15 protein-coding genes and 1 tRNA gene are annotated in these 15,956 nt (G+C 51.8%); 1 reads left to right on the plus strand and 15 read right to left on the minus strand.

Annotation, left to right across the window (positions count from 1 at the left end; all coding sequences use genetic code 11):
- Positions 1-87: 87 nt before the first annotated feature.
- The 6 genes from JYE50_RS07010 to JYE50_RS07035 all read right to left on the minus strand — a co-directional run bounded on the left by JYE50_RS07010 (position 88) and on the right by JYE50_RS07035 (position 6,101).
- Entirely contained in the window at positions 88-258 is a 171-nt protein-coding gene (locus JYE50_RS07010; protein WP_179138419.1) for a hypothetical protein, read from the minus strand.
- 116 nt (positions 259-374) lie between these two features.
- Complete coding sequence (locus JYE50_RS07015) at positions 375-1,337, minus strand: zinc-ribbon domain-containing protein (protein WP_084096826.1); 963 nt, start codon at positions 1,335-1,337, stop codon at positions 375-377.
- A 104-nt stretch (positions 1,338-1,441) separates the two neighbouring features.
- Entirely contained in the window at positions 1,442-3,775 is a 2,334-nt protein-coding gene (locus JYE50_RS07020) for an extracellular solute-binding protein (RefSeq protein WP_084096825.1), read from the minus strand.
- A 140-nt stretch (positions 3,776-3,915) separates the two neighbouring features.
- The gene (locus JYE50_RS07025) at positions 3,916-4,671 is read right to left on the minus strand and encodes an AAA family ATPase (RefSeq protein ID WP_084096824.1); all 756 of its coding nucleotides are present in this window, start codon (positions 4,669-4,671) and stop codon (positions 3,916-3,918) included.
- A gap of 102 nt (positions 4,672-4,773) precedes the next feature.
- On the minus strand, positions 4,774-5,547 hold the full coding sequence (locus JYE50_RS07030; RefSeq protein WP_143763677.1) for a hypothetical protein: 774 nt from the start codon (positions 5,545-5,547) through the stop codon (positions 4,774-4,776).
- 477 nt (positions 5,548-6,024) lie between these two features.
- Positions 6,025-6,101, minus strand: a tRNA-Arg gene (locus JYE50_RS07035).
- A 145-nt stretch (positions 6,102-6,246) separates the two neighbouring features.
- Here JYE50_RS07035 and JYE50_RS07040 point away from each other — a divergent pair.
- A complete protein-coding gene (locus JYE50_RS07040; RefSeq protein ID WP_084096822.1) occupies positions 6,247-8,334 on the plus strand; it encodes a glycoside hydrolase family 13 protein in 2,088 nt (695 codons plus the stop codon).
- Positions 8,335-8,393: 59 nt separating this feature from the next.
- Here the strand turns inward: JYE50_RS07040 and JYE50_RS07045 are convergent, their stop codons facing one another.
- The 9 genes from JYE50_RS07045 to hbs form a co-directional block, all read right to left on the minus strand.
- The gene (locus tag JYE50_RS07045; protein WP_179138418.1) at positions 8,394-10,322 is read right to left on the minus strand and encodes a GGDEF domain-containing protein; all 1,929 of its coding nucleotides are present in this window, start codon (positions 10,320-10,322) and stop codon (positions 8,394-8,396) included.
- Between the two features lie 448 nt (positions 10,323-10,770).
- Positions 10,771-11,841 carry a type IV pilus twitching motility protein PilT gene (locus tag JYE50_RS07050; RefSeq protein ID WP_084096820.1) on the minus strand — a complete coding sequence of 357 codons (1,071 nt, stop codon included), beginning with the start codon at positions 11,839-11,841 and terminating at the stop codon, positions 10,771-10,773.
- Positions 11,838-12,275: a hypothetical protein gene (locus tag JYE50_RS07055; RefSeq protein WP_084096819.1), complete on the minus strand. Its 438-nt coding sequence runs from the start codon at positions 12,273-12,275 to the stop codon at positions 11,838-11,840. The genes JYE50_RS07050 and JYE50_RS07055 overlap by 4 nt, the downstream gene beginning before the upstream one ends.
- A complete protein-coding gene (locus JYE50_RS07060; protein ID WP_084096818.1) occupies positions 12,272-12,673 on the minus strand; it encodes a hypothetical protein in 402 nt (133 codons plus the stop codon). Before JYE50_RS07060 ends, JYE50_RS07055 begins: the two co-directional genes overlap by 4 nt.
- Positions 12,670-13,200, minus strand: coding sequence for a DUF4860 domain-containing protein (locus JYE50_RS07065; protein WP_084096817.1), 531 nt, complete (start codon positions 13,198-13,200; stop codon positions 12,670-12,672). Before JYE50_RS07065 ends, JYE50_RS07060 begins: the two co-directional genes overlap by 4 nt.
- Positions 13,197-13,511, minus strand: a complete 315-nt coding sequence (locus JYE50_RS07070; protein ID WP_084096816.1) for a hypothetical protein — start codon at positions 13,509-13,511, stop codon at positions 13,197-13,199. Before JYE50_RS07070 ends, JYE50_RS07065 begins: the two co-directional genes overlap by 4 nt.
- Before the next feature lie 54 nt (positions 13,512-13,565).
- The gene (locus JYE50_RS07075) at positions 13,566-14,630 is read right to left on the minus strand and encodes a type II secretion system F family protein (RefSeq protein WP_084096815.1); all 1,065 of its coding nucleotides are present in this window, start codon (positions 14,628-14,630) and stop codon (positions 13,566-13,568) included.
- 35 nt (positions 14,631-14,665) lie between these two features.
- Positions 14,666-15,508 (minus strand): transglutaminase-like domain-containing protein, encoded by an 843-nt coding sequence (locus tag JYE50_RS07080; RefSeq protein WP_084096814.1) that lies wholly within the window; start codon positions 15,506-15,508, stop codon positions 14,666-14,668.
- Positions 15,509-15,643: 135 nt separating this feature from the next.
- Entirely contained in the window at positions 15,644-15,919 is a 276-nt protein-coding gene (hbs, locus tag JYE50_RS07085) for a non-specific DNA-binding protein Hbs (protein WP_084096813.1), read from the minus strand.
- Between the last annotated feature and the right edge of the window lie 37 nt (positions 15,920-15,956).

The raw sequence follows: 15,956 nt of genomic DNA on the forward strand, positions 1-15,956 counted from the left end.
TGTGACGTCCGTCGCAAAAAGAATACCTCACAGGGATGGAACAGACAAGGGGAACAAATGATTTTTCTTCTTTCCTGGCTCTTCCCCTCAGCCTTCCGGATTTTTTCTGGTTTTCACCATGTATACCGTTATCAGGAAAACAGTCATAATCACCCAGGTGACCGGCTCTGTCACACAGATACCGACAAATCCGAATGAAGGGATCACCCACAGGGCGGCGATGATCTTCATCAGCAGCTCAATGATGCTTGAGATCACCGGTGCCGCCTTCTTGCGGTATACACAGGCACCAGCCAGAATGCCCGAAACAGCATGAGCCAAAAAACAAGGGTACCACTGTGATGGCAGCGGTACCCTTGCTCTTTAGCGTCAGCTTACTTAATCATATCGAATAATGAACCTGTTCCGCAGACAAAAGCCAGATACTGATTACTTACACCAATCAGCATGTTCGTAAAGCTGCTTACAGAAACGAGATACCATTTATCGCCATAGCGGCATATCGTCGGGCAGCAATACAGGGTTTCATCCCCCACATCCGCCATCCCGACAAGGTTAACCGTTTCATCTGCGCCATAGCAGGCATTCTGTTTGATGAAGTTCTCCGGGTTTTTCCCGGATGAAAACATGTTGTCTGTGATTGCATCCGGTGAAAGGAATCTGATGTTTGTCATCTGCGTCAGTTTTTCCAGTCTGCCGTTCTCGAATTTGTTCAGGAAAACTTCAACATCGTTGGAATCCTTCTGAAAAGTAATCGTTCCCTGTCTTGTTTTCGTCGGAGCATCATCACCAAGGATATACGCTTCGATGGAACGATAAATCAAATCAGCCTGATTGGATCTCATAACGTTTACATTGGCAGAAAACATAAAATCATTTGCAAAAGGCATTCTGGGTCGCATCGTGAGCTGATATACTCCGACACGCTCAAAGTATGCCTTGAGATCATAATGCTCCAGCTGTGTTTCCCACGCAAAGGCACTCAGCATCTGCTCAAAGTTCAGATTCTTAAGGCCTTCCATATAGCAGGTCAGTGCTTCTTCGGGGGTGGTGAAACCTTCTCCCTCGTATTTGATTGCGGCTGCGGCATACTGCTTCAGTTTGGCGCCGCAGTTCCCGCAAAATACCGCATCGGAATCAGCCGGATACTTTGTGCCGCAATCGGGGCAGATGATTTCTTCCGGTTTTTTCGCACCGCATTTTGTACAGAAGTTGGTTTTGTTAGCCGCACCGCAATCAGGACAGCTCCATTCGTCACCTTCCGCAAACGCGCAGGTGCATCCAAGAATCAGAATCAGTGCTGAAATGAGTGAAATGACCTTTTTGATACTGTTCATGTAGTTTTCTCCTTCTGAAGCAGGGTGGATGCCATTTGTGTTTTTGACATGAACCGGCTGAAATCCTGCTGTTGTTATGCGAAAAAACAAAACTTTCCGTTTTTTCAGTTGCTTTCCATCCGGATCATCCGGACCTTCTGGTCCAGCATGCCCAGCAGTTCTTCAGGGCTCAGTGCGGCGCTTTCCTCGCTGTAGAACAGTTTTTCATAAGTGCCTTCCTCTTCGTCACCGGCTCCATCTTCTTCAAAAAGCACATTCAGGAAGCTGTACCCTCTGACCCTGAAATAACGCTGCCACTTCTGATACCGTTCAACCTCCGTCGGGCTGATAATCCAGCCATAGCGTTCGTTATTCTCCATGTCTTCCTCAGCTTCACTGAGTTTTTCTTCCAGAACCACCCGGTTTTCGCCTTCCTCATCCTGAAGCGCTTTGTTCAATTCGTCCATCATGTCCTGGATACTCTTTCGGTCATTTTCATAACCGGGTCTGTGCATGGGTACCGTCCGGTCACTATAGGCTGCAGCTGCATCATATACGTTCAGGTTTTCAGCCACACAGGCCAGGAAATCCATCGTTTCCCGGGGATGTTCGGAATAGGGATTCATAAACGCAATGCTGACGCTGATCGGCACAACCGGTTCCTCATTCTCCGAAAAGCTCAGTGCCAGCGGAACATAATCCGGTTCACCGTTCAGCGTTACAGCAGTATAGGTTTCCAGCAGAGGATCATGATCATACTCTTCGTCGATATACTCCTCTTGTTCCGATTCTTCCTCATCCTGCGGTTCTGCAATCTTCAGCGCGTCATAATCCAGATTGTTCAGGCGCTGAACCAGCCCGCACAGTTCGGGACTGGCGAAGGAATAGTCGGTTTCGCCCTTTCTTTCCATCTGAACCTCATACTGGTCCAGCATGATCTCCAGAATATCCGCCCGGAAGGAAACCCGGTCCTGCCAGGGCGCGAGATAAACATCCTGACCTTCAAGCCGTTCCGGCAGGGACTCCAGCCAGTCAAAAAACTGGTTCCAGGTCTTCGGCAGTTCCTCCTCGGTGCCGCCGGTTTTCTTCCACTGTTCCATATGGATACCCAGCGTTTCTCCGCTGATGCTTACCGGAACGCCGATAATACTTCCATTCTGTTTTACGGCCTCCTGCAGGAAAGGGTACAGCCGTTCCGTGCTCGCCGCGATCCCGGCGCCGGAACTCAGGTCCGGCAGATAATTCCGCTTGCGCAGGGCACTGAATTCAGTGCTGTCATACTTGTATACATAGATATCCGTATTGCTGTCGCGGTTCAGCATTGCCTGCAGAACTTCCTGCTTATTGTTCCAGTCGCCATTGTGTTCAGCCACAGAGATATCTCCCCGTGTATTATTCATGTCATAGAGTGCTTCGGTGACTGCTGCGCCGTCCGCGAATTCCATCACATGCAGGGTAACGCTGCTGCGCAGGGCAGGATCGGTATTCCTGACCAGCACCGTATCATATGTCCAGATCACCACAAAACCGTTCGGCAGCAGGAGCGTGCCAATACCGTTATCCGGGCAGTCATTCACTGTTTCCGCCTGTGCGGCATCAAAATGGGGCATCGCCCACAGTTCACCCGTATTGTAGTAATACAGCGTATCCTTTTCCGCGCTGTAGTTCGGGGCAATTCTTGTAAAACTCAAGCCATCAAGCTCCGCGAGTTCCGTTTCGCTCCGGTCTGCCGGATCCAGGCGGTTGATTCTGACCTTCACAGTCGAATCATCTGTCCATTCACTCCGGGTAATCAGAACAGACCCTTCCGGACCGGCGGTCATTTCATTGATATCACCGTCCAGTTCAATTGACATGCAGGTTCCGTCCTGCAGATCGATCACGAGCAGTTCATCCGGGCTGTCGCAGTATACGTGCAGAAACAGTTTATCGTCAGTTGTAAACTTATGTCTTATTTCCTTTGTGTATGTATGATCCTCCTCTTCCATGATCAGGCCGGACAGATCCACATCCGGCAGGTCGCTTTCATCCAGGATCACCTTCCCGTTTTCCAGCCGGACGTGCTTGACATCCAGTTCCGTTTCCGGGTTTTCTTTGCCATACGTGGTAGTATTGGTCACCGCATACAGTTCTTCTCCCCGGACAAACCAGGTTTCTGTCAGCGTGATGCTGCTCTGCTCCCCTTCCGCAGCTTCCCCGGGCATTTTTTCATTTTCCTGCACATATTCCTCCGGCTCTGCCTGGATATCCGTATATCGTATGATCTTTCTTTCCTTCAGATCATTGACAATCAGATACAATCCATTTCCGCAGGGCAGTACATCCTCTACCCACATCGTTTCAGTATCCGCCAGTCTGGATTCATGCATCAGGACCCGGTCTCCGGTTGACGCGAATGCCGGCACACAGGCCGATACCAGCAGAATCAGGGCAGTCACCCACAGGGCAGGTTTTCTCATACGCAGTTCTCCTCCGCCTCAGAAGTGTCTTTACCAATATAAACGAGACCACCGGACTGATTCTTCCGGTGGGTTTTTGAGTCATTGGGGACGGGGGCATCGGGGATTGGACGGATCTCTGTCTCCGTTTTAGCAAATCATTATGAATTATGTATTAACCCTATATCCTCAATCGCGCTTTCCGGGTTCTGCAGGAACCGGACCGTGGTCCTGTAATGATCTGTATCCTGAAACCGGACACTTTCAATGCCGTCTTCTTTGATCTGATAGATTTCTGCCCCCGGGAAGGTGAGCAGCATGGGGGAATGAGTCGCGATAATAAACTGGGAATCATCCTGCACCAGGTCGTCCATATTCTGCATCAGGCGGATAACGCCCCGGGGAGACAAGGCTGCCTCCGGTTCATCCAGGATATACAGTCCCTTTCCGCCAAACCTGTTCTCCACCAGGGAAAGGAAGCTTTCCCCGTGGGACTGCCGGTGCAGGGAAACCCCACCGTAGCTCGCGATAATCGGCATTCCTCCGCCGCCTTCCCTGTCCAGCTGGTCGATATTGGAGGCCACGTTATAAAAGCTTTCCGCCCGCAGGAAGAATCCGTCCCGGGGCCGGATAACGCCCCGGGCTACCCGGAGATAGTCATACAGTTCCGAATGGGAAGCCTCCGTGGAAAAACGGAAGTTCTTCGTTCCGCCTTCCGGATTGAACCCCTGGGAGATAGCCAGGGCCTCAACCAGGGTAGACTTTCCCGATCCGTTCTCCCCGACAAAGAAGGTCACCTGCTTATGGAGCTCTATCCCCTTTTCAGACAGATATTTGACCACCGGCAGATTAGCCAGGTAGTTCTCTCTCGGAATGGGCTCCGGCAGGGACATACTTCGGATGTACAGATCTCGCATAATACTTCTTTCTTCTTTTCTCTCTTTATTAGGAGGTTTGCAACCCGGCATTATTATATCATCGCAACGAAACTGGTTTTTTAAGCAGGATACTTTTACCTTTTATGGAATGGTGTAGCCATCATCATTCACCGGTCTATCCGGATACCTCAGGCGCTGTATCTCGTTCAGCACATCCAGGCTCATGATATTCATTTTATAAGCTGACAGATCTTCTTCCCGCTTATATAAATAATTCGCCCGGAGATTTAATGCCAGGCCATAATACCGATAAGTGCCTTCCCATTGGTAATCATAACCTCTTAATCCAATAAAGGATCCTTTTTCCACTATTTCTTTTGCGATTTTTCTCACTGTTTCCAGATATGCTGCATACTCTGCGGAATGCACATCCGGATGAAAATTGACGTATTTGCTCTGATCTTCCTTTTCAGTGAAGATCATCAGATAATGATCCACACAATCTTTTTTATCCTCATACTTTTCAAACATCTCATCAAAATAGTTATCTTCCTCCTCTGTGATCCTGTGAATATCTTCAATGACTTCCCCGTCACTCCAATAATAATGATAGATATCTACATCATTCTGCTGGATCCACCATTCCGCATCATGATATCGGGAAATAAAAGCCCGGATGATTTTCAGGCTGGAAAACCAACGACTCTGGAAGCCAAAATCATATCGCCCATCCTCCATCTCAGTATACAAGGGTATTTCCCGAGAAGAATAATCCCATTCTATTTTTTCATCCAGATCCATTCCCAATGCTTTCCGGAAATCAATCGTCCACCTATATCTGCTCACATCTGAAGTAATCAGCTGTTCAGCAGTTTCTTTACTGCAGCGGACTCTGTTATCCTGATAATTAGCCATCGTGATCCCCTTTATGAAGCTTCCCTCGTTCTATGGACAATTACAATATCCCCGGCATTATCGAATACATACAATACTTGATTTGCAACTTTCTTGATGTGATATTATCATACTCCATTATTCCTCACAACTAAAAGCTTAAAACCTTACATTCCACATAAACAAAACTGCCACCCTGTTAGGGTGGCCTCCTTTGGGCTGAGCCCGGCGGGGAGCGAAGGAAGGAGTGCCCCAGTGGAGCATTTCTTGAGCCCGGCGGGATTCTACCGCAAGCTCAATCGGCGCAGCGGCTCTTGCTGTCGCTGCAAACCGCTGCTTGTTTCGCTTGACTCACTCACCTCGTTTTCGTCTTCGGCGAATGCCCCACTGGGGCACCACTCGGATCGTTCCCCCACTCCCTTTACAAGGCCGTGGCTTCGGATCCCTGCCGGGCTCAAACCAACAGAAAAAGCTCTCCACAAGGGAGAGCTTTTCTGTTGGTGAGCCCGGCGGGATTCGAACCCACGACCTTTTGATTCGTAGTCAAACACTCTATCCAGCTGAGCTACGAGCCCACATGCTGTTCTTGACAGCTCAAGTATAATACCACAATGGTTTAGCACTGTCAACGTTTTTTTGTTCTGTCGAAGAGGCTTTCTTGTAACTGATCCCCTTTTGAGCTATAATACACACGTTATTTGACCATCAGGAGGTCCTTTCATGGCAGTCAGTCATTCTGTTCTCTCCGCTGTCTTCAGCGATGAATCCCCGGACTATCGTTTCCCTTCAGAGCCGGATGTCGGCGATTCCGTTAGGATCCGTCTGCGGGTTGCGAAAGACAGTGCCGAACGCGTTATCCTTCTTTTCGAGTCCATGACCGTCGGGACCATGATGAATAAAACGAAAAGCGATGACTTTTTCGATTATTATGAAGCCGGCATCATCTGCAGCGAGAATGAGGTTGTTTACCGCTTTCTGATCGAGTGCCCCGACGGCACAAAGATCGCCTTCGATAAGAGCGGCGTTCGCGCGGATGAGCATCATATCCCGGATTACAACCCTGCCTATTCCTTCCGGTTTATCCCGGGATTCCATGTGCCCGGCTGGGCTAAGGGCTCCGTACAGTACCAAATTTTCCCGGATCGTTTCTGCAACGGCGATCCGTCCAACGATGTGGCGGATAATGAATACTATTACATCATTGGTCACTCCAAGCATATTGCCGACTGGAACGCGGTGCCGACAGATACCGATATCCGGGCCTTCTACGGCGGAGACCTTCAGGGTATCCTGGATAAGCTGGACTACCTTCAGGATCTGGGCATTGAAACCCTTTACCTGAATCCGATCTTTGTCTCTCCCTCCAGCCATAAATATGACTGCCAGGACTATGAGCACATTGATCCGCATTTCGGCGTCATCACCGATGATGTGGATCACGTGATGCAGTCATGGGAAAAGCATAACGGCTATGCCCCGAAGTATATCCGCCGGGTGACCAGCATGGAAAACCTGGAAAAGAGCGATGATCTCTTTGCTGCCCTCTGCCAGGAACTGCACCGCCGGAATATGCACATCATCCTGGACGGTGTGTTCAACCACTGCGGTTCCTTCAACAAATGGATGGATCATGAAGGCATCTATCTGGGAAAAGCTGGTTTCCAGCCCGGTGCTTATCAGAGCATCCACAGTCCCTACCGTTCCTATTTCCACTTCAATGATTCAAGCAACGGACGAAGCCCCATGTACGAGGGCTGGTGGGGCTATTCCACCCTTCCGAAGCTGAACTATGAATCTTCACCCGAACTGTGCGAAGAGATCTATAAAATCGCCGAAAAATGGCTTTCTCCGCCCTACTGCATCGACGGCTGGCGCCTTGATGTCGCGGCGGACCTCGGACACAGCGCTGAGTTCAATCATAAGTTCTGGAAAACATTCCGTGACCGCGTAAAAGCCATCAATCCCGATGCCGTGATCATCGCCGAGCACTACGGAGATCCCACCGCCTGGCTCAACGGACAGGAATGGGATTCCATCATGAACTACGATGCCTTCATGGAGCCCGTCACCTGGTTCCTGACCGGCATGGAAAAGCATTCCGATTCCTACAGGGATGACCTGTACCAGAACGGTTCCGCCTTCTTCGGCATCATGGCCGATAAGATGGCACGCCTGAAATACCCGTCCCTCATGTGCGCGATGAATGAGCTTTCCAACCATGATCATTCCCGCTTTCTGACCCGTACAAACCGCATGATCGGCCGGACAACCACCCTGGGACCGGAAGCCGCAGCGGCAGGCATCAACAAAGGAGTCTTCCGGGAGGCGGTCACCATCCAGATGACCTGGCCTGGCTCCCCCACCGTCTACTATGCGGATGAAGCAGGACAGGTCGGCTGGACCGATCCCGACAATCGCCGCACCTACCCCTGGGGTCATGAAGACCAGGGCCTGATCGACCTGCACCGCGACCTGATCCGCCTGCGCCGTGAACTGCCGGTTCTCCGGGACGGTTCCATCAAACCTCTGATGGCGGAATACGGCCGCATCGCCTACGCCCGCTTCAATGAGGAAAGCCGCTGCATCGTTGCTGTCAACAACACCAGCGGCTGGACGGATTTCAGGCTCTTCGCCCGCGATGCCGGCGCAAAGGAAGGAGAAACCTTCTTCCGCCGCATCCAGACCACTCAGGACGGTCATGTGACCGAAACAGAAGTATGCGGCACTGTGTCGGAAGGCTACCTGACCTTCGACCTGCCCCCGTTCTCTTCTGTTGTCCTGAGCAGCGCCATGCCCGAAAGCAAATAAACACCTCTCACAAACAGAAACAGGGACCGGATGATCATCCGGTCCCTGTTTTTTGATCACTAATCCGCCCTGCAGGCGTGCCTCTTTTCCTTCTCTGTGTACATCTTTTCATCACTCTTCTGGATACATTCCTCGATCGTGGACATTCCGTTCAGGTGGAATACGACAGAGCCACAGCTTGCCTCCACAGTGAACGCCCTGTTTTCCAGTTCGTTCAGCTTCTTCAGCTCCTTCTGGAAATTCCGTACGAAAAGGTCCGTTGTCAGGCGGTTCCCCCGCGGAAGAACCGCCAGGAACTCATCGCCGCCCATACGGGCCAGAATGGCCTCTTTCGGAGCAGCCCGGCGAATGGCATTGCCCGTCAGCCGGATCGCAAAGTCTCCTGCCTGATGCCCGTAGGTATCATTAATCTTCTTCAGCCTGTCCATGTCAAAGCTGATAAACGACGCGCTTTCCTTCTTTGCGCAAAGCCGCTGCCACACGGGGGAAAGCTGTTCCTCCAGTCCCCGCCGGTTCAGCAGTCTCGTCATAATATCCGTGATACTGCTCAGCCGTCTTTCCTCATACAGCAGCTTCAGCTCGTTCCGCTTGTGCATGTTGCTCAGTGCGCCGGAAAGGATGACGTTCCAGTGCTGGAAGAATACGGACGGCGTTTCTCCGGGCTGGAAATGGAACATCGCGTATCCGTAGGCGTCTTCCTTCTGGTGCAGCAGCATCAGGAAGAACACCTGGGCCTCATTCTTTCGTCCGGCGATCTCCGGCAGAAGTTTCCGCCGGTCAAAGGTGATCATCGGCATCCCGTGATCCTGCCGGTCACGCATGGCATGAACCAGGCATGCCGTATCCGTAACCTCTTCCGCAAAGATCGGGTTGCCTTCCTCGTCCAGGCCTTTTTCAAACAGGCACAGATAATAATCACGGACCGTCGGAGTGTCTGCCATCTTGCTCACAAGGACACGGTGCAGTTCCTTCAGATCGTCACAGGCGTTCAGTTCGATCGTCAGGTAGGTCATGCTGACTTCTCTGGATGCCATCCGATCTGTCTCTTCTCCCCGTTCCTTGCAGATCTTGTAATAGAAGTCATCCCCCCTGTATCCGCAGCCGCAGCTCTCCCCGAGCACCAGTTTTGCGCCGATAGGCATCTGCCGGGGGCCTTCTGCCTCTTCTTTGGCACTTCTGTTCCGGATCTGCCGGTCCACTTCCTCCATGGCCATCATGGCCATGCCGGCGAAATCCTGTTCGATCGTGGTAAGGGTCGGCTCTTCCAGGGGAATGGTAGGTACGTTATCATAGCCGGTGACGATCACATCCTCCGGAACCCGGATTCCCTTTTCCCGCAGTGTCCGCATCAGGCCCGATGCCATATAGTCATTGGCGCATACCACCGCCTGGGGCAGGTCATCAGGATCGGAGAACAGCTTTTCGTACGCTGCCTCTCCGCAGTTCAGCCACATATTTCCGTGGGCTATATGCTTTTCCTCATCCACTGTGAGACCGTGGGCCTGCATTTCCTCCATGTAAACCTTCTGCCGCAGGATACTGTCCGGATGGCCTTCATAACCTGCCAGGAAGCTGATCCGCTTCAGCCCGTGTTTCTCCAGCAGGTGCTGTAGCAGCGGACGGAAAGCCAGGTTTTCATCTGTATAAACACAATCGTATTGCTGGCTCAGGTGACGGATCAGAACTATGGGGCATTTTGCCCGGGCCTTCAGTTCTTCCTCCAGCTGTTCCCGGAAGCCCTCCACCTCATACGTATCCGGCGCGACGATGATACCATCCAGCTGCTCGATTGGCGCGAAGGCGAACATGCCCCGCTCCTGGCTGTCATACTCGTTCTGGCTCGAAAAGTATCCGACGGTTGTAAAAACAACTACATCATAGTCATACCGTTTCGCCGCTTCTTCCAGCGCCCGGTAAACAGCATTGTCAAAAAACGAATAAGCCTTGCATATAAAGACTCCGATCGTTTTTCGTTTGCCGAAACACATAATCTCACTACCCCTTTGGATGGATGGTTCCATCCCTCGCTTTACCGCTTGCCGCGCGGATTGTGGAACTGTTTAATGCTTATTATACGTGATCGTTAATCCTGAGAAACAGAGTATGCTTTTCGCCGCTCACCGATTCTTTTTCGGCGGCCGTGCCAGTTACTTTGTTTTGCTGTTGTTTATCTAATTTGTGTATCTTATTGACCAGGTTTTCTGATTATCAGGTATGGATGTAATGGTTTTTCCTGTGTTTGTATCCTGTATTTCGCCGCGACGTTGTATAATTCCTCTTTTTTATTTAATTATTTACATGAAAAACGACCGTTTGTCAAGCTTGTTCGTTTAATTACATGTCATTTTACATCGATTTTTAACATGTATCCGTTTACGGATCGTTTTTTGCAACAGAAAAACACCCTGCCAAAGCAGGGTGTTACATCTTTTCTGATCAGCTTTTCATGAATCGTGCCTGGCGTTCCACCGTTTCGGGATGGATCGCGTACAGGAGCGCCTGTTCCCTGTCGATCTTGTCATCCCGCAGCAATCTGGCCAGTTCCGTGTCCATAGACAGCATATCCGGGCCACCGCCGAAGATCGCGTTATCAATCTGGTGCGTCTTCCCTTCGCGGATCAGGTTCTGGATGGCAGGATTGACGCACATGACCTCAAATACGGGATAGAGCTTTCCTTCCTTGGTCAGGACCAGGCGCTGTGAAACAACCGCTTTCAGCACCATGGAAAGCTGAGCCCGGATCTGGTTCTGCTGGTTGGCCGGGAACGCGTCGATTACACGGTCAATCGTCTTTGCCGCACCAAGTGTATGCAGAGAGGACAGGAGCAGGTGTCCGGTTTCCGCTGCCGTAATGGCGGTGGATATGGTTTCAATGTCCCGCATCTCACCCAGCATAATAACGTCCGGTGCCTGGCGCAGGGATGCGCGCAGTGCCCGTGCGAAGCTGGAGGCGTCTCCGGGAACCTCACGCTGGCTTACGATGCACTTCTTATGCGGATGCAGGTACTCAATAGGATCTTCAATGGTAATAATGTGGCCGCTCCTGGCGGAGTTGATCTGGTCAACCAGACACGCCAGGGTAGTACTTTTACCGCTGCCGGCCGGGCCGGTAACCAGGATCATGCCGCTGCGGAATTCCGCAAGGCGCAGGACGATATCCGGAATATTACGCTCCTTCGGATCCGGAATACCAAAGGCTACAACACGGCATGTCATCGCCAGCGAGCCGCGCTGGCGGTAGGTGTTACAGCGGAACCGGCTCAGGTCACGCACGGCAAAGGAGAAATCATCGTCCCCCACATCCTCCAGCGTTCCCTCTTCACGGTGTGCCAGTTCGTACGCGCGGTCCACCAGGCCTTTAATGTCATTCGGCAGTGCCCTTTCTTCCGAGATCGGAACCATCTGTCCGCTGACCTTGGTCATAATCTGGGAACCGGGCACAACAAACACGTCTGACCCGTGTAACTGTATTGCTTTCCTCAGGATATCATCAAGCGTCTCTGTCATTCCCAATCATCCTCCGGTTCGTCCACCACAAGCTTGTGGGAAATCCATTTTGCCCGTTGCTTTTCCCCGGAAGGAAGCAACTGTACGACACACTCAAGATTTCTGTTGTCCAGGGGTTCTGTCCAGGAGATCCGGTCCTCTTCCAGCGTCATTCCTTCCGGAAGAAGCTCTTCCACCCTGGTCAGGTATGCTGTCATATCCGCCGCGTCTTTCTGCGCGGTAACCAGTAATGTATCCAGTTCGGCGAGTTTTTTCTCGCTCTTCGTATTCAGTTCGTATACCCGCTGTACCATCTCCGCGCTGCGGGCGCACAGGCTGTAGTCATTCCGGGCGCTGATCTGTGTCAGCATGGCCATCATGCAAAGGGAAAGGACCACAATGATCAGGATCAGGGAGGCGGCGCCCGGCCCCAGCGCTACTTTACGCTTGTTCACGGGATCACCTCCTTCGGAATAAATCTCGTGGAGGGCAGTGTCAGGAGCGTGTTCCCTTTCCGGACACCGGAAATCTCATAGGTTCTGAGCTCACCGGTTTCCGTTGTTTCCGCCTGCAGGGTAACCTTCAGCAGGTATCCGTCCTTTTCCAGCACCCAGCTGCCGTCTTCAGCTGTAAATCCGTAGGATGCCAGCACGGCGTCAGGATCTTCTGAAGCGTACAGGTCTTCAGCGATATTCTGCGCGTCCAGCATGGAGGCGTTCGTTGCTTTGGCAACCGCGCTCTTCTGCTTGGCATCCGCGAATACCTGAACCAGAATAGCGGCGGAGATCATGAAGAAAAAGATCACCAGCAGGAGTTCCACCAGGAGGGCGTTCGAGCGGCTTCCGTTTTTCATTTGCCAGCACCTCCCGTCCTCAGGGCTATCCGGATGGTGCTCTTCGTCCCGTTGGGGGACTCCAGGTCCACCTTCAGCATGCCATCCTCAATCGTGGGCTCAAAGGCGTTCAGCTCGCAGATGGTTTCGCCGCTGTCAATTCTGAACTCCGTTTCTTCGCTGTTGAAGCTTTCCCACAGGCAGGAACGGGGGGCCCCGTCCAGCGGATCGGGATCCACGGCGCAGTAAAGCCTTTTATAGTACTTTTCACCGTCGTATTCGTTAACGATGGTCAGCGTGGTGATTCCCAGCTCATCAAAGTGTTCAATCTCCACGTCGCCGCCGTCCTCAGCCCATACGGCGCTGCGTACCACCGCGGTCATGATCCGGGAGTTGTTGTTCGTGTCCGCGCTGTCCACCGTATTCCGGTAAATCTGGGCACCCATAGTCACCAGGAAAGTGCTCAGACAGGCAAACAGTGCCAGCAGGAGGAGTACGAATACACTCTGTATAATGCGCGGGGAACGGGATAAAACAGGCTTACTCACTGGTCTGCTTTCCCTCCCCTCTCAGCAACTTTTATGTAGGGCATCAGGTTTGATGCCAGGGGCTCATAAAAGACTTCGTACCGTTCTTCGTTGTAGGACAGGTGATAATGCTCACGCAGGTATTTCAGGTCATCCGGATATGTACCTTCCACCGCATAGCAGCTCAGCGCCGCGTTTTTCACAGCGTCCCGTACAATCTGCAGTTCCCGGTTGGTGTTCTTACTGGTAATGCCGTTGATCAGCAGAACAAACGCGATAATCAGAGCGACGAAAATGAGGATCGACGCGACGTCTTTTTTATTGACTCTCATATTTCCCGCTCCTTTCTGTACGATTCATGGTTTACTCTTGACGATTTCCATGGATTACATGGAACCAAGCACGCCTGCCATCGGCAGCATCACGCTCAGCAGAATCGCGCCGATTACGATGGACAGCAGGGCAACCAGCGTCGGTTCAACGATGGAGATCAGGTGATCCAGTCCGTCTTCCACCTGTTCCTCATAGATCTCCGCGATCTTTTCCATGACCTGCGGCTCATGACCGGAAGCAGCGCCGACCTTCAGCATACGGTTATGGAAGTCCGCAAACAGTTCACTCTTGGAAAGGGCCTCCTGGAAGCTCTGGTCCTTCTTCATTTCCTCACGGATGAAATTCACCTTGTCGATGGATTCCTGGTCCGCCAGTGCGGCAGGGGCCATTTCCAGCGCGTTTTCCATCGGGAAACCGCTGTGGAGCATCAGGCCCAGGATACCGGCAACGCGGGAAGCGGAGAGCTTTTCAGACAGGCGGCGTACCGGCGGGAAGAGGTTCTTCAGGAAGCTCATCGTCTTGTTTTTATGCTTTGTTTTCATCAGGATGATGATCACGATGGCGCAGATCACCACCAGGGCAATCAGTCCCAGCACAATCCAGCCGGCCCAGGAACCGATCTTCATCAGCACGGAGCCGCTGCCGGAGGAATCAACGCCCAGGGAATCCAGAACCCTGCGGAAGATCGGCAGGACGCGCCACAGCAGGATACCGATGATAACCACCAGCATCACGCCCAGCACCAGCGGATAAGTGATCGCGCTGACCGCGGCGGAACGGATCCGGCCTTCCCGCTGATAATAGGTGGAAAGGCTCACCATGATGTCTTCCAGGCGACCGGTCTTCTCACCGATATCGACCATTTCGATCATGTAGGAAGGCCAGTCTTCCTCATTCTCTTTCATGGCAATGTAAAGGGAGCCGGTTTCATCCACAACCTTGTACAGGTTGGTATAGGGATGAACCTTGTCGTTCCCCTTCATTTCATCTTCAGCCAGCATCTCGATGCCGTCCCGGAGCGTCATGCCGGAGCTGAGCATCAGCGCTATCTGATCACAGAAGCTGCTCAGTTCTTCCGAGGACATGATCCTTTTTTTCTTCGTCGCCCCGTTTGCCATTTTGACCCCTCCAGTTCTGCCTTTTCCCGGCAGGATTAATAGTATCTCTCTGGTGTATATGTTGCTGTCTTGGAACTGCCGCCAAGCTCCGCCGTAGGATCAAAGAACTCGTCTTTTCCGTTGACTACAGCCATGACCCAGGCATGGTAAATCGTTTTTTTCGGATCAGTTCCCACAGTACCGATCATCAGGCGCGCCGGAATCCCCTGGGACCGCAGCATCGCACAAGTCATTGCGGAAAGGTCCTGGCATATGCCCATACGGTTGTTCCAGCATTCGTCAATCTGCGGCAGCTGGCCGGGTTTGATCGTCACACTCTTGATATAGTCATAAACGAAAGTGCCGCCGACCACATACTTGCAGATCGCGTCATATATCTCTTTCTGGTCTGTCATGCCCTTGCACAGTTCTTCCTCAGCAAACTTAACACAGGGCGTATTCTCGTCATAGGAAACGTACTGGTTCGGATAGAGGAAGCAGCTGAGCTTGTCCGGTATATTGACGTTCAGCTTAACACTGCCTTCCTTGGAGTACTTTTTCCCGCCGGCGTTTTCATAAAGGGAAACCTGGTACTTGCCGCTTCCGAACTGAAGCGGGAACACCTCGAATTCCCCGTCACTGTTCAGATCATAGTTCAGCTTGGCTCCTTCAGTAGCTATCTGGAGCTTCAGCCGCTTGTTTGTTTTCTTGGCCTTGACCATGATGTAGCCTTCAGACATGTTGCTGCAGTCAATGGTCATTTTCCCGTCTTTCTTTACCGTCTTACCGGATGCCTCCGGGAGTTTAATGCCAAAAGCCGCGAAAATCACCGCAGCACAAAGCACAAGAATAAGCAATGCGCACATAATAAAGCGCGTCCTGCCCATTCTCGCGATCATAGTTATTCCCCCCACTAGAGCCTTGTGAAAACCAATGCAATAAGTTTATCACATGGATTTTACTTTTGCAATCATTTACACCCGATGACAAAAAAAAGCCCCGCAGTCTTTCGACTGCGGGACAAGATGCCGGAATTACTTGTTCACAGCGTCCTTCAGAGCCTTACCGGCCTTGAAAGCGGGAGCCTTGCAGGCGGCGATCTTCACAGAAGCGCCGGTGCGGGGGTTACGGGCAACGCGGGCAGGACGATTCTTGGCTTCGAAGGTACCAAAGCCGATCAGCTGCACTTTTTCACCCTTGGCCATGCTCTCAGCGATCACGTCCAGAACGGCGTTCAGAGCGGCTTCAGAATCTTTCTTGGTCATTTCGGTCTTGGCTGCCAGAGCAGCAATCAGTTCACCCTTATTCATTATGGGGACCTCCTTGAAAGAATTTTCGTTTTCAGTA

Source organism: Aristaeella lactis, from assembly GCF_018118585.1.
Lineage (GTDB): Bacteria > Bacillota > Clostridia > Christensenellales > Aristaeellaceae > Aristaeella > Aristaeella lactis.